Origin of the sequence: Mycolicibacterium cosmeticum (assembly GCF_000613185.1) — a bacterium.
Lineage (GTDB): Bacteria > Actinomycetota > Actinomycetes > Mycobacteriales > Mycobacteriaceae > Mycobacterium > Mycobacterium cosmeticum.
In genome coordinates this window covers 1,447,061-1,464,983 of the sequence record NZ_CCBB010000003.1, presented here as the reverse complement: position 1 = coordinate 1,464,983, position 17,923 = coordinate 1,447,061, and the positions used below count along the sequence as shown (strand labels likewise).

Annotated in this window: 19 protein-coding genes; 6 read left to right on the top strand and 13 right to left on the bottom strand. The window is 67.6% G+C overall.

What is annotated here, in order from left to right:
- The 4 genes from BN977_RS26255 to BN977_RS26245 form a co-directional block, all read right to left on the bottom strand.
- On the bottom strand, window positions 1-888 hold the full coding sequence (locus BN977_RS26255; protein WP_036402671.1) for a phytanoyl-CoA dioxygenase family protein: 888 nt from the start codon (window positions 886-888) through the stop codon (window positions 1-3).
- Between the two features lie 160 nt (window positions 889-1,048).
- Window positions 1,049-1,192 (bottom strand): MFS transporter small subunit, encoded by a 144-nt coding sequence (locus BN977_RS32545; RefSeq protein WP_109790290.1) that lies wholly within the window; start codon window positions 1,190-1,192, stop codon window positions 1,049-1,051.
- On the bottom strand, window positions 1,189-2,574 hold the full coding sequence (locus BN977_RS26250) for an L-lactate MFS transporter (RefSeq protein WP_051561917.1): 1,386 nt from the start codon (window positions 2,572-2,574) through the stop codon (window positions 1,189-1,191). The genes BN977_RS32545 and BN977_RS26250 overlap by 4 nt, the downstream gene beginning before the upstream one ends.
- A gap of 237 nt (window positions 2,575-2,811) precedes the next feature.
- Window positions 2,812-3,528: a LysR family transcriptional regulator substrate-binding protein gene (locus BN977_RS26245; RefSeq protein ID WP_036402669.1), complete on the bottom strand. Its 717-nt coding sequence runs from the start codon at window positions 3,526-3,528 to the stop codon at window positions 2,812-2,814.
- 28 nt (window positions 3,529-3,556) lie between these two features.
- Between BN977_RS26245 and BN977_RS26240 the strand changes: the two genes are divergently transcribed.
- A complete protein-coding gene (locus tag BN977_RS26240; protein WP_036402667.1) occupies window positions 3,557-3,955 on the top strand; it encodes a DUF5997 family protein in 399 nt (132 codons plus the stop codon).
- Window positions 3,956-4,007: 52 nt separating this feature from the next.
- On the opposite strand, the gene nrdE is transcribed toward BN977_RS26240, so the two are convergent.
- The 4 genes from nrdE to BN977_RS26220 all read right to left on the bottom strand — a co-directional run bounded on the left by nrdE (window position 4,008) and on the right by BN977_RS26220 (window position 7,826).
- The gene (gene nrdE, locus BN977_RS26235) at window positions 4,008-6,176 is read right to left on the bottom strand and encodes a class 1b ribonucleoside-diphosphate reductase subunit alpha (RefSeq protein ID WP_084172683.1); all 2,169 of its coding nucleotides are present in this window, start codon (window positions 6,174-6,176) and stop codon (window positions 4,008-4,010) included.
- Window positions 6,143-6,586 carry a class Ib ribonucleoside-diphosphate reductase assembly flavoprotein NrdI gene (gene nrdI / locus BN977_RS26230; RefSeq protein WP_024451106.1) on the bottom strand — a complete coding sequence of 148 codons (444 nt, stop codon included), beginning with the start codon at window positions 6,584-6,586 and terminating at the stop codon, window positions 6,143-6,145. Before nrdI ends, nrdE begins: the two co-directional genes overlap by 34 nt.
- 31 nt (window positions 6,587-6,617) lie before the next feature.
- The gene (gene nrdH / locus BN977_RS26225) at window positions 6,618-6,866 is read right to left on the bottom strand and encodes a glutaredoxin-like protein NrdH (protein WP_036402661.1); all 249 of its coding nucleotides are present in this window, start codon (window positions 6,864-6,866) and stop codon (window positions 6,618-6,620) included.
- A 420-nt stretch (window positions 6,867-7,286) separates the two neighbouring features.
- On the bottom strand, window positions 7,287-7,826 hold the full coding sequence (locus tag BN977_RS26220; RefSeq protein ID WP_036404489.1) for an NADPH-dependent FMN reductase: 540 nt from the start codon (window positions 7,824-7,826) through the stop codon (window positions 7,287-7,289).
- A gap of 92 nt (window positions 7,827-7,918) precedes the next feature.
- On the opposite strand from BN977_RS26220, the gene BN977_RS26215 reads away from it, so the two are divergent.
- The 3 genes from BN977_RS26215 to BN977_RS26205 are packed head-to-tail and all read left to right on the top strand — an operon-like array spanning window position 7,919 to window position 10,712.
- Entirely contained in the window at window positions 7,919-8,536 is a 618-nt protein-coding gene (locus BN977_RS26215; RefSeq protein WP_036402658.1) for a TetR/AcrR family transcriptional regulator, read from the top strand.
- The gene (locus BN977_RS26210; RefSeq protein ID WP_036402655.1) at window positions 8,533-9,564 is read left to right on the top strand and encodes a DNA polymerase IV; all 1,032 of its coding nucleotides are present in this window, start codon (window positions 8,533-8,535) and stop codon (window positions 9,562-9,564) included. Before BN977_RS26215 ends, BN977_RS26210 begins: the two co-directional genes overlap by 4 nt.
- The gene (locus BN977_RS26205; protein ID WP_036402652.1) at window positions 9,558-10,712 is read left to right on the top strand and encodes an AAA family ATPase; all 1,155 of its coding nucleotides are present in this window, start codon (window positions 9,558-9,560) and stop codon (window positions 10,710-10,712) included. Before BN977_RS26210 ends, BN977_RS26205 begins: the two co-directional genes overlap by 7 nt.
- Here BN977_RS26205 and BN977_RS26200 read toward each other — a convergent pair.
- Entirely contained in the window at window positions 10,709-11,566 is an 858-nt protein-coding gene (locus tag BN977_RS26200; RefSeq protein ID WP_036404486.1) for an SDR family oxidoreductase, read from the bottom strand. The genes BN977_RS26205 and BN977_RS26200 overlap by 4 nt on opposite strands.
- Window positions 11,567-11,592: 26 nt before the next feature.
- Window positions 11,593-12,237 carry a TetR/AcrR family transcriptional regulator gene (locus tag BN977_RS26195; RefSeq protein WP_036402639.1) on the bottom strand — a complete coding sequence of 215 codons (645 nt, stop codon included), beginning with the start codon at window positions 12,235-12,237 and terminating at the stop codon, window positions 11,593-11,595.
- A 130-nt stretch (window positions 12,238-12,367) separates the two neighbouring features.
- Between BN977_RS26195 and BN977_RS26190 the strand changes: the two genes are divergently transcribed.
- Entirely contained in the window at window positions 12,368-13,849 is a 1,482-nt protein-coding gene (locus BN977_RS26190; protein WP_024451114.1) for a cytochrome P450, read from the top strand.
- A 15-nt stretch (window positions 13,850-13,864) separates the two neighbouring features.
- Here BN977_RS26190 and BN977_RS26185 read toward each other — a convergent pair whose 3' ends face one another.
- The 3 genes from BN977_RS26185 to BN977_RS26175 form a co-directional block, all read right to left on the bottom strand.
- Window positions 13,865-14,263, bottom strand: coding sequence for a homocitrate synthase (locus BN977_RS26185; RefSeq protein ID WP_084172682.1), 399 nt, complete (start codon window positions 14,261-14,263; stop codon window positions 13,865-13,867).
- 176 nt (window positions 14,264-14,439) lie between these two features.
- Entirely contained in the window at window positions 14,440-15,234 is a 795-nt protein-coding gene (locus BN977_RS26180; RefSeq protein ID WP_036402637.1) for a Fic/DOC family protein, read from the bottom strand.
- Entirely contained in the window at window positions 15,234-16,250 is a 1,017-nt protein-coding gene (locus tag BN977_RS26175; RefSeq protein ID WP_036402635.1) for a putative nucleotidyltransferase substrate binding domain-containing protein, read from the bottom strand. The genes BN977_RS26180 and BN977_RS26175 overlap by 1 nt, the downstream gene beginning before the upstream one ends.
- A gap of 133 nt (window positions 16,251-16,383) precedes the next feature.
- On the opposite strand from BN977_RS26175, the gene BN977_RS26170 reads away from it, so the two are divergent.
- Window positions 16,384-17,919: an amino acid permease gene (locus tag BN977_RS26170; protein WP_036402632.1), complete on the top strand. Its 1,536-nt coding sequence runs from the start codon at window positions 16,384-16,386 to the stop codon at window positions 17,917-17,919.
- The last annotated feature ends 4 nt before the right edge of the window (window positions 17,920-17,923 follow it).

The window sequence follows — 17,923 nt, the reverse complement described above, 5'->3', positions numbered from 1 at the left end:
TCACTCGCTGTGGGTCAGTTGGTCTGCGTACGCGGCACCGGCGCTGCCGTTGAGTTTGGCCGCGTCGAAGCCGTATCCGACCGCATCGCCACGGATCGCGCGCAGCGGATCCTCGAAGTCGCGGAAGTACCCCATCGCCCACGCACCCTCCTGGTAGCCGATGAGCTTGAGCAGGTCGTCGTCGAGGGTGCGCGCGACTTCGGGTGGTACGGAGAGGAATTGGTTCTCCTCCTGGCGGACCCAGCCGACGCAGTAGTTGACGTTGATGGCACGCCGAACCTGGTCGCTGCGGTTGGCGGCGCCGCTGTGCACGATCTTGCCGGAGTACAACAGCACCGAACCGCGCGACATCTCGGCCTGCAGGCACTCGTCGTCGGCATAGTCAGTGGGCTTCTTGTCCCCGACCTGGCTTCCCGGCACCACCCGGGTGGCGCCCATCTCGGCGGTGTAATCGGTCATCGCCCACAGGGTGTTGCACTGCACGTGGTAGTCGTCCGGGAACGGGTAGAAGTCGAAGGCATTCTGGTCGCGATGCAACGCCTGATCCGATTCGCCGGGCTCGATCGAGATGACCTGGGTCAGCATCAACTGGAAAGCGCTGGCGTGACCGAGGAAGTCCTTGCAGACCCCGAGGACGGTGGGGTTCTGAACCAGCGTGCGGCACGCCGGCGACCGGGCTATGAGCGCACCGGTGCGCCGCGTCTTGCGGCCGATCATCGCGTTGTAACCCATCGGCGTCGCGTCCAGGTACGGCGTCAGCTCATCGGTGATGGTGTCCATCAACGAGTTCGGCACCAACTCGTCGACGATCACATAACCGTCGCGGCGGAGATGGTCGGCGAGGTCAGCCGCGGAGGTGGTAGCCGGAACGTGGTTCAGCGCGGTCATGGTTCGAGTATCGCGGGTCATGTGTGTTGACCAGGTAAAACAGCGTCACGCATCCGTTACGGCTGCCCGGCTGGCGCGCCACTGTGGGCCCTGTGTACACGAATCTGCCGCACTGCGTACACAGCCCCCACGCTCGCGATGCGTCAGCGCCACCTGTCCGCTACCCGAACAGTTGACCGACCTTGAGCACCAGCTGGTAGGCGCCGTAGCCGAACGGCACCGCCACCCACAGCCAGGCCAGCGCGATGTACACCCTGGGCACCGTCGGTGTGTATTCGTGCAGTTCGGCAGGCGACTCGCTCATCGAACGACCTCCTTGTCAATGACGCGGGCCGAATCGGCTTGGCTTTCATGCCATTTCGACGACACCGGGTGGATGAGCTCATTGCACACCAGCGCGAGCACCAGCAGCCCGATCATGATGCTGAACGACACCGTGTACAGCGCGGGGCCGTCCTTGCCCGCCGCGGCCTGGCTGTCGGCCACCGAGTTGACGATGATGGGCCCGAGGATCCCGGCGGCCGACCACGCGGTGAGCAGGCGGCCGTGGATGGCTCCCACCTGGTAGGTGCCGAACAGGTCGCGCAGGTAGGCGGGGACGGTGGCGAAGCCGGCACCGTAGAAGCTCAGGATGAGGATCGTCGCCACCAGGAACACCAGCTTGTTGGAGTTCTGCATCAGGGTGATGGTCAGGTACAGCAGGGCGCCCACACCGAGGTAGAGCCGGTAGGCGTTCTTGCGGCCGATCACATCCGAGAGGCTGGACCAGCCGATCCGGCCCAGCATGTTGCCGAGCGACAGCATCGCCACGTATCCCGCGGCCGCGGCTGCCAGGGCACCCGCCGCCGCGCCCGCTGTCGGGAAGTAGTCCTGATAGATCGGCGAGGCCTTCTCCAGGATGCCGATGCCGGCGGTCACGTTGAAGCACAGCACCACCCACAGCAACCAGAACTGCGGCGTCTTGACGGCGTTGGCCGCCGACACCTGGCCGCCGGTGACGATCGATCCCTGCTGCAGCGGCGGTGGTGTCCAGCCCGACGGTCGCCAGTCCGAGCGGGGCACCCGCACCAGCAGCCACCCCAGCGACATGAACACCGCGTACACCAAACCGTGCACCACAAAGGTTTTCGCGATGCCTGCGGGGTCGGGGCCGAAGGCCTTGAGCATGGCCGTCGACCACGGTGAGGCGATCAGGGCGCCGCCGCCAAAGCCCATGATCGCCAGTCCGGTCGCCATCCCCGGCTTATCCGGGAACCATTTCATCAGCGTCGATACCGGGGAGATGTAGCCGATGCCCCAGCCGATCCCGCCGAGCACGCCGTAGCCCAGCAGCACCAGCCAGTACTGGCGGGTGGCCAGGCCGGCGGCGCCGACCAGCCATCCGCCGCAGAAGCAGCACATCGCGGCGAACATCGCCATGCGTGGACCGTTGCGGTCCACCCAGGTGCCGAAGACGGCAGCCGAGAGCCCGAGCATGACGATGCCGATGGTGAACGGCAGGGCGGACAGGGTGCCGGAGATGCCCAGCGCCCCCTCCAACGGCTTCTTGAACACGCTCCACGAGTAGGCGGCGCCGACGGACAGGTGGATCGACAGCGCCGCCGGCGGTACCAGCCAGCGGCTCCATCCGGGCGAGGCGACGATGCGCTCACGGCTGAAGAACGTCGCGGTGGACGGTGAAGTCATGCTTGGCCTTTCGTGGTCTGCCGGCGCCCGTGCTGCCACCGCGAGCGACCTACCCGGGCGTTGACCCGGGGACACCTGAAGCGATTCCTCGCAGGACTCTAGCGAAAGCACTCCGCGGTCTGAAACGTTTCAGGAAAATTGCCGATGCAAGGAGTTCCGAGGCGCAGCGCCGCCGAGTGTGGGCCCTGTCCACACGAATCTGCCGGACCGCGTACACAGCCCCACGCTCGCGATGGGTCAGCGTCGGCCGCGCTTGGCCGGCTTACGGGCGAGCTTGCCGGCCGCGGCCCGCGCCGCCTGCTTGGCCAGCGTCTTTTCCCGGGCCGTGCGTTTCGGCGTCGGCTCGGTTTGCCCGCGCGAGGACCCGGGCTTGCGGCCCCGCACGATGCCGACGAATTCCTCGACCAGAGGCGCCTGCGGCCCTTCCGGCACGGTCAGCACCACCGGGCAGGCGGGCGCGCCGGTGATCGGCCGGTAGGTGAGGTCCTTGCGGTGGTACAGCCGCGCCAGCGACTGCGGGACGATGAGCACGCCCATCCCCGCGGCGACGAGTTCGATTGCGGCCTCGGTGGTTTCAGGCCGGTATTCGACCGGGGCGCCGGGAGCGGCGGCCCAGGACACGACGTCGTCGAGCGGCACCAGCACCGGCTCGCCGTCCAGGTCGGCGGCGGTGATCTCGTCGGCGGCACTGAGCAGGTGATCGGTCGGCACCACCGCCACCGTCGTCTCCTCGTACAGCGGGATGACCGCCAGCCCCGACGTGTCGGCAGGCAACCGGAGCACCGCCACGTCGACGGCCCCGGCCCGCACCGCGTCGGCCGCCTCCGCCGCCGTGACCACGTGCAAGTTCAGCGGCGTCTCGGGGTGGCGCTGCGCCCAGTTCCTGGCCCACTTCGCCGGCGTCGCCCCGGGGACGTACCCGAGGGTGAGCGAGGACGGTGAGGGCGCGGCCACCGCCTCAGGCTACCGATAGGCTCATGCCATGAGCAGGCCCAACGCGCAGTCGATGAAACCGGCCACCGCGGCCAAGAAACTGGACGTGTACTTGCCCGCGACGCCGGCGGAGTTCCAGCAGAACGCGATCACCCGCGTCGAACTGGCCGCGCTGCAGGAGGATCCGCCGCAGTGGCTCAAGGACTTGCGCAAGGACGGGCCGCACCCGAAGAACCTCGTCGCCGCCAAGCTGGGTGTCTCGATCGCCGGCCTGGCGCGCGGCGGCGTCACCGACGCGCTGACCACCGAGCAGATCGATGCGCTGCTTGCGGAGATGCCGGACTGGCTGGTCGCCGAGCGGGAGAGCTATCAGAACGTGCTCAGCGAGCAGCGACGGTTGAAGGCGGCCCGGGCCGAACAGGCTCGGGAGAGCAGCCGTCGAGACTGAAGCCAGGGACGCCGCAGCGGCGTGATCAGTCCCTGGCTTCAGTCTCGGTGCGTCACAACATGCAGCTGACGCAACCCTCCACCTCGGTGCCCTCCAGAGCCATCTGACGCAGCCGGATGTAGTACAGCGTCTTGATGCCCTTGCGCCAGGCGTAGATCTGCGCCTTGTTGACATCGCGCGTATTGGCGGTGTCCTTGAAGAACAGCGTCAGCGAAAGCCCTTGATCCACATGCTGGGTGGCCGCGGCGTAGGTGTCGATGATCTTCTCGTACCCGATCTCGTACGCGTCCTGGTAGTAGTCCAGGTTGTCGTTGGTCAGGTACGGCGCCGGGTAGTAGACGCGACCGATCTTGCCTTCCTTGCGGATCTCGATCTTCGACGCGACCGGGTGGATCGAGCTGGTCGAGTGGTTGATGTAGCTGATCGACCCCGTGGGCGGGACGGCCTGCAGGTTCTGGTTGTAGATGCCGTGCGCCTGCACCGACTCCTTGAGCCGGCGCCAGTCGTCCTGCGTCGGGATGTGGATGTCGGCGTCGGCGAACAGCTGCCGCACCCGCTCGGTCTTGGGCTCCCACACCTGCTCGGTGTACTTGTCGAAGAATTCGCCCGAGGCGTACTTGGACTGCTCGAAGCCACCGAAACGGGTATTCCGTTCGATCGCAATGCGATTGCTGGCCCGCAGCGCGTGATACAGCACCGTGTAGAAGTAGATGTTGGTGAAGTCGACGCCCTCTTCGGAGCCGTAGTGGATCCGCTCGCGGGCCAGGTAGCCGTGCAGGTTCATCTGCCCCAGGCCGATGGCGTGTGAGCTGTTGTTGCCCTGCTCGATGGACGGCACCGACCAGATGTGGGTCTGATCGCTCACCGCGGTCAGCGCCCGGATGGCCACCTCGATGGTCTGGGCGAAGTCCGGCGAGTCCATCGCCTTGGCGATGTTCATCGAGCCGAGGTTGCACGAGATGTCCTTGCCCACCTTGGCATACGAGAGATCTTCGTTGAACTCCGACGGCGTGGAGACCTGCAGGATCTCCGAGCACAGGTTGGAGTGGGTGATCTTGCCGGCGATCGGGTTGGCGCGGTTCACCGTGTCCTCGTACATGATGTACGGGTAGCCCGACTCGAACTGGAGCTCGGCCAGCGTCTGGAAGAACTCGCGCGCCTTGATCTTGGTCTTGCGGATCCGGGCGTCGTCGACCATCTCGTAGTACTTTTCGGTGACCGAGATGTCGGCGAACGGCACGCCGTAGACGCGCTCGACGTCGTAGGGCGAGAACAGGTACATGTCCTCGTTCTTCTTCGCCAGTTCGAAGGTGATGTCCGGAATCACCACGCCCAGCGACAGCGTCTTGATCCGGATCTTCTCGTCGGCGTTCTCCCGCTTGGTGTCCAGGAACCGGTAGATGTCCGGGTGGTGGGCGTGCAGGTACACCGCGCCGGCACCCTGGCGGGCACCGAGCTGGTTGGCGTAGGAGAACGAGTCCTCCAGCAGTTTCATGATCGGGATGACGCCCGAGGACTGGTTTTCGATGTTCTTGATCGGCGCGCCGTGCTCCCGGATGTTGGTGAGCAGCAAGGCGACTCCGCCGCCGCGCTTGGACAGCTGCAGTGCGGAGTTGATGGAGCGCCCGATGGACTCCATGTTGTCCTCGATGCGCAGCAGGAAGCACGACACCGGCTCGCCGCGCTGCTTCTTGCCCGAGTTCAGGAACGTCGGGGTGGCCGGCTGGAACCGGCCGTCGATGATCTCGTCGACCAGCTTCTCGGCCAGGTCGGTGTCACCGGCCGCCAGGGTCAGCGCCACCATCACCACGCGGTCCTCGAACCGCTCCAGGTAACGCTTTCCGTCGAACGTCTTCAGCGTGTAGGAGGTGTAGTACTTGAACGCGCCGAGGAAGGTCGGGAACCGGAACTTCTTGGCGTAGGCACGGTCCAGCAGCGACTTGATGAAGTTCCGCGAGTACTGGTCGAGCACCTCGCGCTCGTAGTACTCCTTCTCGATCAGGTAGTCGAGCTTCTCGTCCTGACTGTGGAAGAACACCGTGTTCTGGTTGACGTGCTGCAGGAAGTACTCCCGCGCGGCCTGGACGTCCTTGTCGAACTGGATCTTGCCGTCTTTGTCGTACAGATTGAGCATCGCGTTGAGCGCGTGGTAATCCGTCTCCCCGGGGAGCGCATGAGTGCCGGTGACTACAGGCTCTGCAGCTGTGACGGTTGGTGGCACGTCTGTTCCTTCCAAAAGTCTTGTAATCCCGCGCGGACGGCTTCCACGTCGTCGGGGGTGCCCATGAGTTCGAAGCGATACAGGTACGGCACGCCGCACTTGCGGGACACCACGTTGCCCGCGTAGGCGAACTCGGCGCCGAAGTTGTTGTTGCCCGCGGCGATGACGCCGCGGATCAACGACCGGTTGTGCTCGTTGTTGAGAAAGGCGATGACCTGCTTGGGGACGTATCCCCCGTTGTTGATATCGGGTGTGGCCTTACCGCCGCCATAGGTCGGCAGGACGAGCACGTATGGCTCGTCGACCTCGATTCGGCCGTGCAGCGGGATCCGCGTCGCCGGGATACCCAGCTTCTGGACGAAGCGGTGGGTGTTCTCGGAGACGCTGGAGAAGTACACCAGGTTGGTCATCCGTCCACCCCTTCGTCCGTGACTTGTCCGACTAAGCGCTGACCGCCGCCGCCGCGAGCGCCTTGATGCGGTCCGGCCGGAAACCCGACCAGTGCTCGTTGCCGGCCACCACGACCGGCGCCTGCAGGTAGCCGAGGGCCATCACGTAGTCGCGGGCCTCCATGTCGACGCTGATGTCGACGACGTCGTACGCGATGCCGGCCTTGTCCAGGGCCTTGTAGGTGGCGTTGCACTGCACGCACGCGGGCTTCGTGTACACGGTGATCAACGGCTGAGTCATCGGCGGTACGGCTCCTCTTGCGGATAGGACTGGCAACTTGTCTGGTACAGCGTTCCTACGGGTCCCGAGATTCCTGCCGGCCGGGGCCGAGATCCGCCCGCCGGCGTGACGCCGACCGATCGAATTCCGGGCCCCCACCGACCCGTACTGCTTGGGGTCCGTCGGTTCGCCAAACACTACACCTAGTGTCCGACAATCCGAAGACATACAAGATGTTCTGAACCACATTCATGAAATTCCCTGGTCGTAAGCCCTTCGAGCACGACACGCCCCGGCGTGTCGCACGTCACATCGAGGGTGTGTCGCCATATCTAGAGGTCTACCACCGGGCACCGACAACCCGCGGGGCCGCCGAGGCGGGCAGCAAAAAGCCGCCGGCGTCCTCCGTCGATGGAGAACGCCGGCGGCTTCCGTTCTTGCTTACCCGACCTCAGCGGCGAGCTTGCCGACCACATCGCGCACGCTGGCCACCACATCGGCGGTCTCGCGCGGGTGCTTACCGTCGAAGGTGGTGGACGGGATCGACAGCTTCTCCTCGATCACGCGCGGGCCGGCGATGCCGAAGGACTTACGGGTCTCGTCGTGCGCCCAGACGCCGCCGTACTGTCCCAGCGCGGTCCCGATGACGGCCACCGGCTTGTCCTTGAGCGCGCCGTTGCCGTACGGGCGGGAGAGCCAGTCGATCGCGTTCTTCAGCACGCCGGGGATGCTGCCGTTGTACTCGGGGGTGACCACCAGCGCGGCATCCGCACCCGCGGCCGCCTCGCGCAGCGCAACCACCGGCGCCGGGGCGTCCTCGTTGTCGATGTCCTCGTTGTAGTGCGGCAGGTCACCGAGCCCCTCGTAGAGCCGCAGTTCCACGCCGTCCGGTGCCGACTCGATGGCCAGCTCGGCCAGTTGGCGGTTCACCGACGCGGCCCGCAGGCTGCCCAGCAGTACGAGGACTTTGGTATCCGGCATGTTCACTCCCTGAGTCTGTACGGTCATTGCCATCGTCACACAGTCTAACCGGACCGTGGTCCGAATAATTCCCGCTGAGTTAAAGTGCAGTCATGGGCGCCCCCGATCCGCTGACAGCGCTGCCGCTGACGAACGGCGCCGACGCCGTGCCGCAGGAACGCGGTGACGCCGCCCGCAATCGTGCCCTGTTGCTGGAGGCGGCGCGACGGCTGATCGCCGAGCGCGGCGCCGAGGGCGTCTCCATGGACGACGTCGCCACCGCCGCCGGGGTCGGCAAGGGCACCCTGTTCCGGCGCTTCGGCAGCCGGGCCGGCCTGATGATCGTGCTGCTCGACGAGGACGAGAAGGCCGAACAGCAGGCGTTCATGTTCGGCCCGCCGCCGCTGGGGCCCGGCGCCCCGCCGCTGGAGCGTCTGCTGGCCTACGGCCGGGAGCGGCTCCGGTTCGTGCGCACCCACCACGCGCTGCTCTCCGACGCCAACCGCGACCCGCAGATGCGGTTCAACTCCCCCGCCACGTTGCACCACACGCATGTCCGGATGCTGCTGGAGTCCGCGGGAACCACGGGCGATCTCGACGCGCAGACCGACGCGCTGCTGGCCCTGCTGGACGCCGACTACGTCGTGCACCAACTCGACGACCGCGGCCAGGACCTCGACCGCCTCGGCGACGCGTGGGAGCACGTCGCCCGCAAACTCTGCGGCACGTGAGAACCTGGATCCTGCATGTGGACCTGGACCAGTTCCTGGCCTCGGTCGAGCTTCGCCGCCATCCCGAGCTCGCCGGGCTGCCGGTGATCGTCGGCGGCTCGGGTGACCCGACCGAGCCGCGCAAGGTGGTGACCTGTGCCTCCTACGAGGCGCGCGAGTTCGGTGTGCACGCCGGCATGCCGCTGCGCACCGCGGCCCGTAAATGCCCGGACGCCACCTTCCTGCCGTCGGACCCGGCCGCCTATGACGCCGCCTCCGAAGAGGTGATGGGCCTGCTCCGCGATCTCGGCCATCCGCTGGAAGTCTGGGGTTGGGATGAGGCGTATATCGGTGCCGCCGTGGATGATCCGTTCGAACTGGCCGAGCGGATCCGCACCGTGATCGCCGCCGAAACCGGCTTGTCCTGTTCGGTGGGCATCAGCGACAACAAGCAGCGGGCCAAGGTGGCGACGGGGTTCGGTAAACCAGACGGGGTGTACCAACTCACCGACGACAACTGGATGGCGGTGATGGGCGACCGGCCCGTCGACGCACTCTGGGGCATCGGGCCCAAGACCGCGAAAAAACTTGCCACCATGGATATCACCACCGTCGCGGACCTGGCCGCCACCGACGCGACCGCCCTCACCGCCGCCTTCGGTCCCACCACCGGCCTGTGGATCCTGTTGCTGGCCAAGGGTGGTGGCGACGACACGGTGAGCACCGAGCCATGGGTGCCGCGATCACGCAGCCATGTGGTCACCTTCCCGCACGATCTCGTCGACCGCGCCGAGATGGAGGCCGCGGTCACCGATTTGGCCCGCCGCACCCTCGCCGAGATCGTCGAGGCCGGCCGCACCGTGACGCGGGTTGCGGTGACGGTGCGCACCAAGACGTTCTTCACCCGCACCAAGATTCGCAAGCTGGCCGTCGCCGGTAACGACCCCGAACCCATCGTCGCCACGGCCCTCGACCTGCTCGCCGAATTCGACCTGGACCGTCCCGTGCGGTTGCTCGGGGTGCGGCTGGAATTGGCGATGCCGTGCTGAGCACCGTTGCGGTCCGCGGCTACCGGTCGCTGCGTGATATCGCGCTGCCGTTGGGCGAGTTGACGGTCATCACCGGCGCCAACGGCACCGGGAAGTCCTCGGTGTACCGGGCGCTGCGCCTGCTGGCCGACTGCGCCGGCGGCGCGGTGATCGGCTCGCTGGCCCGCGAGGGCGGCCTGGAATCGGTGTTGTGGGCCGGGCCCGAGCAGACCTCCGGCGCCCGGCGCACCGGTGAGAGCACCGGCACCACCCGCACCCGCCCGGTGTCGCTGGAACTCGGTTTCGCCTCCGACGATTTCGGTTACCTGATCGATCTGGGCCTGCCGCAGTACGCCGGTCCCAACTCGGCCTTCGCCCGCGATCCGGAGATCAAACGGGAAGTGGTGTTCGCCGGCCCGGTCGCGCGGCCCAGTACCGTTCTGGTACGGCGCGCCGGCGAGTATGCCGAGGTGGTCTCGGAGCACGGCCGCGGGTTCGACCCGCTGACCCGCGGGCTGCCGACCTACCACAGCGTGCTGTCCGAATTCGCCCATCCGGGAGCACATCCCGAGTTGGCGGCGGTGCGGGACCGGTTGCGCGGCTGGCGGTTCTACGACGGCTTCCGGGTGGATGCCGGCGCCCCGGCCCGCCGGCCGCAGATCGGCACCCGCACCCCGGTGCTCTCCGACGACGGAGCCGACCTGGCCGCGGCGGTGCAGACCATCCTGGAGGTCGGCCAGGACGATCTGGCCCGCGCGGTGGCCGATGCGTTCGACGGGGCGAGCATCTCCGTTGCCGTACACGACGGCCTTTTCGACCTGCAATTGCACCAGACCGGGATGCTGCGGCCGTTGCGGGCAGCCGAATTGTCCGATGGCACATTACGTTTCCTGCTGTGGGGTGCCGCACTGTGCTCCCCGCGGCCGCCGTCGCTGATGGTGCTGAACGAGCCGGAGACCTCCCTGCACCCCGATCTGGTCGCGCCGCTGGCCGCGATGATCCGGTCCGCCGCCACCCGCACGCAGGTGGTCGTCATCACCCATGCCGCGGCGCTGGTGCGGCAACTCACCGCGGACTCCGAGGTCGCGCTGTACAAGGAGTGGGGCGAGACCCGCGTGGACGGGCAGACCATGCTCACCGCCCCGCGGTGGGACTGGGGTAAACGCTAGACGCGGCGCGGCTTGGGCCGCAGCGCCCGGGTGAACAGCACGTTCACCCGGGTCATGGCCACGCTGTACGGCCCCCAGGCCAGCCGCTTGAACAGGTGCAGCGCCCGGATGTCGGTCGAGGTGTAGATCAGGAACCGGTTGCGCGCCACGCCGGCGAGAAGTTTGGCGGCGGCATGCTCGGGCGAGACCGCATGCCCGGCGAACCGGTCCACCCATTTGGCCACCCGGGGATCCTCCCGGTCCACGCCGACGATCTGAACCGTTTGCACCAGAGGTGTTTTCACCGCGCCCGGCACCACCACCGACACGCCGATCCGGTGCCGGGCCAGGTCGAAGCGCAGCACCTCGCTCAGTCCGAGCAGCCCGAACTTGCTCGCGCTGTAGGCGGCATGCCAGGGCAGCGCCACGATGCCGGCCGCCGAGGACACGTTGACCAGGTGACCGCCACGCCCGGCGGCCACCATCGGCGGCAGGAACGACTCGATGACGTGGATGGGCCCCATCAGGTTGACGTCGACCATCGACTTCCAATGCTGATGGGTGAGCGTGGAGACGGTGCCCCAGGCGGAGATGCCCGCGATGTTGCAGACCAGGTCCATCGAGCCGTGCGCGGCGTGGATGTCGGCGGCGAAGGCGGTGACCGCGTCGAAGTCGGTGATGTCGAAAGCCCGGTGGGCCGCGACCGTGCCGCCGAGTGCCTCGGCATCGGCAACGGTGAGCGCCAGGCCGTCGGCGTCGCGATCGGTGAGGAACAGTTCGGCGCCGTCGGCCGCCAGCCGCAGGGCGGTGGCGCGGCCGATGCCGCTCGCCGCACCGGTCAAAAGACACCGTTTGCCCGCGAACGTTTCCGGCATGGCCCAGATGCTACCGGCGGTACCGATCAGACGGCCTGGCCGCCCCACAGCGCGTGCAACCACAACTTCTCCAGCACGCCGACGGTGCGCTCCAGGTCATCACCGGGCCGCAGGAATGAGGGGTCGCCGGAGAAGGCCATCACCGTGGTGGCGCCGAGGGTGCGGATGAGCGTGGGGATGTCGTCGGAGATCGGGTGCGCGGTGCCCGCGGCGATCTCGTTCTCCACCACCACGATGATCTGGTCGATCACCGCGAGCATCTGCTCGTCCTGGATCCGTCGGATCTCGGCGTCGGTGGCCCGGGCGACGTGGCAGGCCGACATCACCGGGTCGTTGTGGGCGAAGGTCAGGGCGGCACTGCCGACCATCCGCTTGGCGAACGCCGCCGGGGTTTCGTCCGGTCCGCGGGGCGCGAAGTGGTGGGTGAGTTCCTCGAGCTCGCGGGTCGCCTCGGCCAGAATCTGGGCCAGCACGGCGTATTTGGTGTCGAAATAGAAGTAGAACCCGGACCGCGCGACGCCGGCGCGTTCGCTGATCATGCTCACCGACAGATCGGCGAACGGCTTCTCCTCCAGCAGTTCGCGGACGGCCGCCACGATGGCGTCGCGTTGCCGGTCACCCCTGCTGCGGCGAACCTGCGAATCCGGTGCCGATTCCGGCTGTGCAGTCATGGTTTAGACCTTTGCATCGCGACGCGCCAGATCAAAACTTGACATGCGTCAAGTCTGGCATACAGGATGGCTTCACGAGTGACATCGACCACAGGTCTGTTAGCCCGACGATCTCCCAGGAGTACCAGCGATGCCTACCATCAGCACTCCGGCCTATTTGCTCGATCAGGCCAAACGCCGCTTGACGCCCACTCCGGTGACCATTCCGGGCATGGGTGTGGTCGAGAAGAAGTTGCTGGCCCACGAGTGGGACGAGTTCCCGCTGGCGCCGGCCCCACCGGGCAGCGGCCTCAAGACCGTGATGGGTGACGGCGGGTTGCCGGTGTTCGGGCACATGATCGAGATGTTCCGCGGCGGCCCCGACTTCCTGCTGCACCTGTACCGCAAGTACGGGCCCGTGCACTACATGTTCTCGCCGGTGCTGCCCGCGGTGCTGGCGCTGGGACCCGACGCCACCCAGACGGTGTTCTCCAACCGGAACAAGGACTACTCGCAGCGGGCCTGGGATCCGGTGATCGGGCCGTTCTTCGAGGGCGGCCTGATGCTGCGCGACTTCGACGACCACATGTTCCACCGCCGGATCATGCAGGAGGCGTTCACCCGCAGCCGGCTCACCGGCTACGTCGAGCACATCGACTCGGTGGCCAGCCAGGTACTGGCCAACGACTGGGTGGCCAACGACAAGCGCTTCCTGTTCTACCCCGCGGTCAAGGAGCTCACCCTGGACATCGCCTCCGTGGTGTTCATGGGCCACCAGCCCGGGGCCGACCGCGAACTGGTCACCACCGTCAACAACGCCTTCACCACCACCACCCGCGCCGGCAACGCGATCGTGCGCAAGCCGGTGCCGCCGCTGAGCTGGTGGCGCGGGATCAAGGCCCGCGAGACGCTGGAGAACTACTTCAACAGCCGCCTCGCCGAGAAGCGGGCGTCGGGCGACACCGACATGTTCAGCGTGCTGTGCCACGCCGAGGACGAGGACGGGCAGCGGTTCACCGACGAGGACATCGTCAGCCACATGATCTTCCTGATGATGGCCGCGCACGACACCTCCACCTCGACGCTGACCACGATGGCCTACCACCTGGCCGCCAACCAGGACTGGCAGGACCGCTGCCGTGAGGAGTCCGACCGCATCGGCGATGGGCCGTTGGACATCGAGGCACTGGAGAAGCTGGAAACCTACGACCTGGTGATCAACGAGGCGCTGCGGATGCAGACGCCGCTGCCGTTCAACTTCCGCCAGACCGTGCGCGACACCGAACTGCTGGGCTACTACCTGCCGGCCGGCACCAACGTCATGACCTGGCCGTCGATGAACCACCGGCTCGAGGAGCTGTGGACCGACCCGGAGAAATTCGATCCGTCCCGGTTCGCCGAGCCGCGCAGCGAGCACAAACAGCACCGGTATGCGTTCGCGCCGTTCGGCGGCGGCGCGCACAAGTGCATCGGCATGGTGTTCGGCCAGCTGGAGATCAAGACCGTCATGCACCGCCTGCTGCGGCGCTACCGCCTGGAGCTGACCCATCCCGGATACCGCCCGCACTACGACTACGGCGGGATGCCGGTGCCGATCGACGGGATGCCCATCGTGCTGCGCCCGATCCGCTGACCCCGGCCCGGGCCGTCACGCCGCCAGGCGGTTGGCGCAGGCGATGAACGCGCGCAGCGCCGACTCGGTCGGGGACTCCGACCACCCGATCGCCCATTGCGTGTGCATGCCGTCGGTGCCGCGGATGAAGGTCGCCGTCTGGCCGCCGGCGCGCAGCTGGTGGAAGTTGAGCATCTCGACGGCGATGCCGGTGTCGTAGAGCATGGCGGTCAGCGCCGCGATCGGTGCGGGCTGGGCGGCCAGTGACGCGATGGTCCGGTCGCTCAGGGCCACCGGGCCGGCGCCGGACGCGAAGGTCGCCGCAACATCGTCCCAGGACATGCCGCCCGCCAGTTCGCGCAGGCCGCGTGGCAACGGGGTATCGAAGAAGTCGGCGAAACGAGGGCCGGTGAAGGTTGTGGTGGTGATCGTCACGGTGTCGGTCTTTCTGCTCTGAAGGGAGCGACCGACGGGTAGTAGCTTCCGACCCACAGCGGGGGGTCGGTCTGGATCAGACCCCGCTGCGGGTGCTGGCTACTACGAGAATGCGATGCACGTCAGCGAGGGTAGCGGCTGCGGCCCTGCGCGTGCAACCCGTTTTTCATCTCCTTTTATCGGCCCACCGCACGTACCAGTAGCGGGATGAAAGGCCGGTGGTTGGCCCGGCCGTCGCGCCGGAACGGCATGCTGTCCGCCGAGGCGGCGTACCAGTCGGCACGGCTGATCCCGGACAGGTCCAGCCGATACCCGCACAGGGCCGAGACGGTGTGCAGCAGCAGGGTTCCGGTGCGGCCGTTGCCTTCCCGGAACGGGTGCACCTGGTTGTGGTCGGCGTACAACCGGGACAGCTGGTAGGCCAGCTGCGGACCGTCGCCGGGTGGTGTGGTCGCCAACCGGCGAGCCCGGTCGGTGACCTCCTGCATGCGGGCGGCGATATCGGCCTGCCACCCGAAAGCCGTGTCACCACGCCGCAATTCGGTGACGCGGTACTCCCCCGCCCAGGCGTACACGTCGGCGAACAACTGCCGGTGGATCACCCGGGCATCGAGATCGGCTGCGCCGGTGTGCCCCGCCGCGATCCGCAGTTGCCAGGCCAGCATCCGGCCCGCGGTCGCGGCGAACTCCAGCTCGGCCAGCACAGCTGGATCGGAGACGCCGAAGTTGTTGCGCAGCACCGTGGTTCCCGGGATGACATACGGAATCCGGCGGCGCAGCACCCGGCGACGGGATTCGGGTGCGGGCGGTGGGTGCCGGGCGCGATGACCGGCCAGATACTCGCCGAAGCTCACGTCGGCAGCGGCCAGCCGCGCCAGATCGGCCAGCTGCTCGCCGGTGGGCCGCCAGCCCTCCAGCCGAAGCGCGGCGACGGTCTGGTCCAGCGCGCGGCGCACCGCACCGGAATCCACTACCGGAACGCCGACGTCGACGCCAGGAAGGTGAGTTTGCGGCTGACACCGACGACTTCGCGGTGCACGTCGCGCAGCACCGCCCGCTCGTGCGGGGCGATCTCGGCCAACCCGACCACGTCACCGACCGGGGCGCCCCGCAACCACGGACCGGCGCGCAGACGCCAGCGGAACCGGGTCAACCACAGGAAGCACTCGTGCAGGGTCGCCACGTCGTCGGCGTCCAGGATCCCGGCCGCGCCCGCGGCGTCGAGGCGATCCATGGTGGACACCGCCGCCGAGCCTGCCGACAGGCCGGCCCAGCGGGCGATCTTGACCACCGGGTCGACCATCGCCAGTTTCAGGTCCACGGTGTCGGCGTGCCGGGAGAAGATGCGCAGCCGCGACGGAAAGCCGGCGCGCATGGTGGTGGCGTCGTCCAGCATCGCCTGACGGACCGGGTAATGCCGGCGTGCCGCGTCGACGGCGCGGTGCCGCAGCAGGTCCCCGGTACCCGGGCCCACCTCGACGGCGTCGGCCATCAGCCCGGTCATGACGACGCCACGGTCGGCGCGTGGCTCGGCCGCCCAGTGTTCGATGCCGTCGAGCCAGCTCGACGCCCGGCGGCAGAACCGCGGCCGGCTGGCCAGCACCCCGTTGCCGTCACCCTGGATGCCGCATCGCTCCAGCAGCGCGTGCACGTCGGCGGCCCCGGTCAGCAGGGCCGCCTTCTGCGCGTCGGAGACCGTGTCGGCCACCACGATCATCGTCTCGACGTCCGACCCCGGAGCCGCCTCGCCGCGGGCCGCACTGCCGGAGACGAACCAGCTCCATTGCGGCTCGCCGGTGCCGGAGGCCAGCCGGACGGCCGCGGCGACACCGTGGCGCAGCACCGTCGACCAGCCGGCGGCAAGGTCCGGCGCCGGGGTCTGTGCGGCCAGCTCGTCGATCAGGGCCAGTCGGGCCTGCTCCATCGCGGCGCGCAGCCCGGCTTCGTCGCTGGCAGCATCCATGGCATGGACCGCACCGGAGGGCATGGCATCGATTGTCACTCGCCTGCTCCCCCGGCGCTGGTCACACAGATGTCACATCGCGGAAATGCGCGGATCAAAAACACGCTCTAATTTCTATCGCACGACAGTTATTCTCCACCACTCAGGAGCACACGCCATGACCGCCACCTTCGACCCGGCGATCTCCTCCCAGGAGGACGCCGCCACCCTGGAGGAGCTCGGCTATACGCAGGAGTTGCACCGCGGCATCGGCGGTTACGCCGCCTTCGCCGCCGGCTTCTCCTTCGTGTCGATCCTCACCACCGTGTTCGCCTTCTTCCCACTGGGTTTCGCGCTCGGTGGGCCGGCCTTCTTCTTCACCTGGCCCATCGTGTTCGTCTGCCAGTTCTGCGTCTGCCTCGTGTTCGCCGAACTGTCGGGCAAGTTCCCCGTCGCCGGCGCCATCTACCAGTGGTCACGCCGGCTGGCCGGTAACGCCGTGGGCTGGTTCGCCGGCTGGTTCATGCTGATCGGCTACATCGTGTCCATCGCGGCGCTGGCCATCGCCATGCAGACCGTGCTGCCGCCGATCTGGAGCGGCTTCCAACTCGTCGGCACCGACATGGACCCGCTGTCGGTCGACGGCGCCACCAACGGCATCATCCTGGGCGCCGTCACCATCGTGCTGTGCACGGTCATCAGCGCCGCCGGTGTGCGCTTCATGGCGCGCATCACCGTCACCGGCGTCACCCTGGAGATCATCGGGGTGGTGCTCATCATCGGTGCGATGTTCTTCACCGCCGAACGCAACCCGGTGCAGGCGATCAGCGACACCGGCGGGCACGGCTCGGGCGTGCACTACCTGCCCGCCTTCCTGGCGTCGATGCTGATGGCCGCCTACGTGATGTACGGATTCGACAGCGCCGCAGAGCTTTCCGAGGAGACCAAGGACCCGCGCCGCACCGCGCCGAAGGCGATCGTGAACGCCCTGCTGGTGTCGTTCGTGGGTGGCGGGCTGATGATCCTGGCCGCCCTCATGTCCGCCCCCGAACTGGGTGACGACCTGGCCCACGGCGGCATGGCGTGGGTCATCGAGAGCCAACTCGACGCCTGGCTGGGCAAGACCCTGCTCGGACTGGTCGCGGTGGCGATCTTCTCGGCCACCCTGGCCATCCAGGCATCGGCCTCCCGGGTGATGTTCTCGATGGCCCGCGACAACCGGCTCCCGTTCGGGAAGGCCCTGGCCAGGGTCAACAAGCGCACCGGCACCCCGGTCATCACCGGCGTCGCGGTCAGCCTGCTCGCCATCGCGGTGCTGCTGGTCAACCTGGGGCAGTCCAGTGTGTTCGCCGCCATCGCCTCGGTGTCGGTGGTCATCGTCTACCTGGCCTACCTGATGGTGACGGTGCCGGCGTTGGTCCACCGACTGCGCGGCACCAGCCTGTCGCACGGCAAGCCGGTGATGGACCTGGGCCGCTGGGGCATCCCGGTCAATCTCGTCGCGGTGATGATGGGCGGCCTGCTGGTGATCAACATCGGCTGGCCCCGCCAAGAGGTCTACAACCCGGCGGGCGATTCGTGGTTCCTGCAGTACTTCGCGGTGATCTTCGTCGCACTGACGCTGGTCGCCGGGTACGCCGCCTACCGGGTGGTCAAGGATCGCGACGGCGCACCCGACCCCGTCGACGCGCTGGTCGCCCGCAAGAAACGCTGATCCG

What these genes read in the sequence shown, in the direction of transcription:
- BN977_RS26255 (WP_036402671.1), bottom strand. Translation starts at nt 888, where the DNA reads ATGACCGCGCTGAACCACGTTCCGGCTACCACCTCCGCGGCTGACCTC.
- BN977_RS32545 (WP_109790290.1), bottom strand. Translation starts at nt 1,192, where the DNA reads ATGAGCGAGTCGCCTGCCGAACTGCACGAATACACACCGACGGTGCCC.
- BN977_RS26250 (WP_051561917.1), bottom strand. Translation starts at nt 2,574, where the DNA reads ATGACTTCACCGTCCACCGCGACGTTCTTCAGCCGTGAGCGCATCGTC.
- BN977_RS26240 (WP_036402667.1), top strand. Translation starts at nt 3,557, where the DNA reads ATGAGCAGGCCCAACGCGCAGTCGATGAAACCGGCCACCGCGGCCAAG.
- nrdI (WP_024451106.1), bottom strand. Translation starts at nt 6,586, where the DNA reads ATGACCAACCTGGTGTACTTCTCCAGCGTCTCCGAGAACACCCACCGC.
- nrdH (WP_036402661.1), bottom strand. Translation starts at nt 6,866, where the DNA reads ATGACTCAGCCGTTGATCACCGTGTACACGAAGCCCGCGTGCGTGCAG.
- BN977_RS26220 (WP_036404489.1), bottom strand. Translation starts at nt 7,826, where the DNA reads ATGCCGGATACCAAAGTCCTCGTACTGCTGGGCAGCCTGCGGGCCGCG.
- BN977_RS26215 (WP_036402658.1), top strand. Translation starts at nt 7,919, where the DNA reads ATGGGCGCCCCCGATCCGCTGACAGCGCTGCCGCTGACGAACGGCGCC.
- BN977_RS26200 (WP_036404486.1), bottom strand. Translation starts at nt 11,566, where the DNA reads ATGCCGGAAACGTTCGCGGGCAAACGGTGTCTTTTGACCGGTGCGGCG.
- BN977_RS26195 (WP_036402639.1), bottom strand. Translation starts at nt 12,237, where the DNA reads ATGACTGCACAGCCGGAATCGGCACCGGATTCGCAGGTTCGCCGCAGC.
- BN977_RS26190 (WP_024451114.1), top strand. Translation starts at nt 12,368, where the DNA reads ATGCCTACCATCAGCACTCCGGCCTATTTGCTCGATCAGGCCAAACGC.
- BN977_RS26175 (WP_036402635.1), bottom strand. Translation starts at nt 16,250, where the DNA reads ATGCCCTCCGGTGCGGTCCATGCCATGGATGCTGCCAGCGACGAAGCC.
- BN977_RS26170 (WP_036402632.1), top strand. Translation starts at nt 16,384, where the DNA reads ATGACCGCCACCTTCGACCCGGCGATCTCCTCCCAGGAGGACGCCGCC.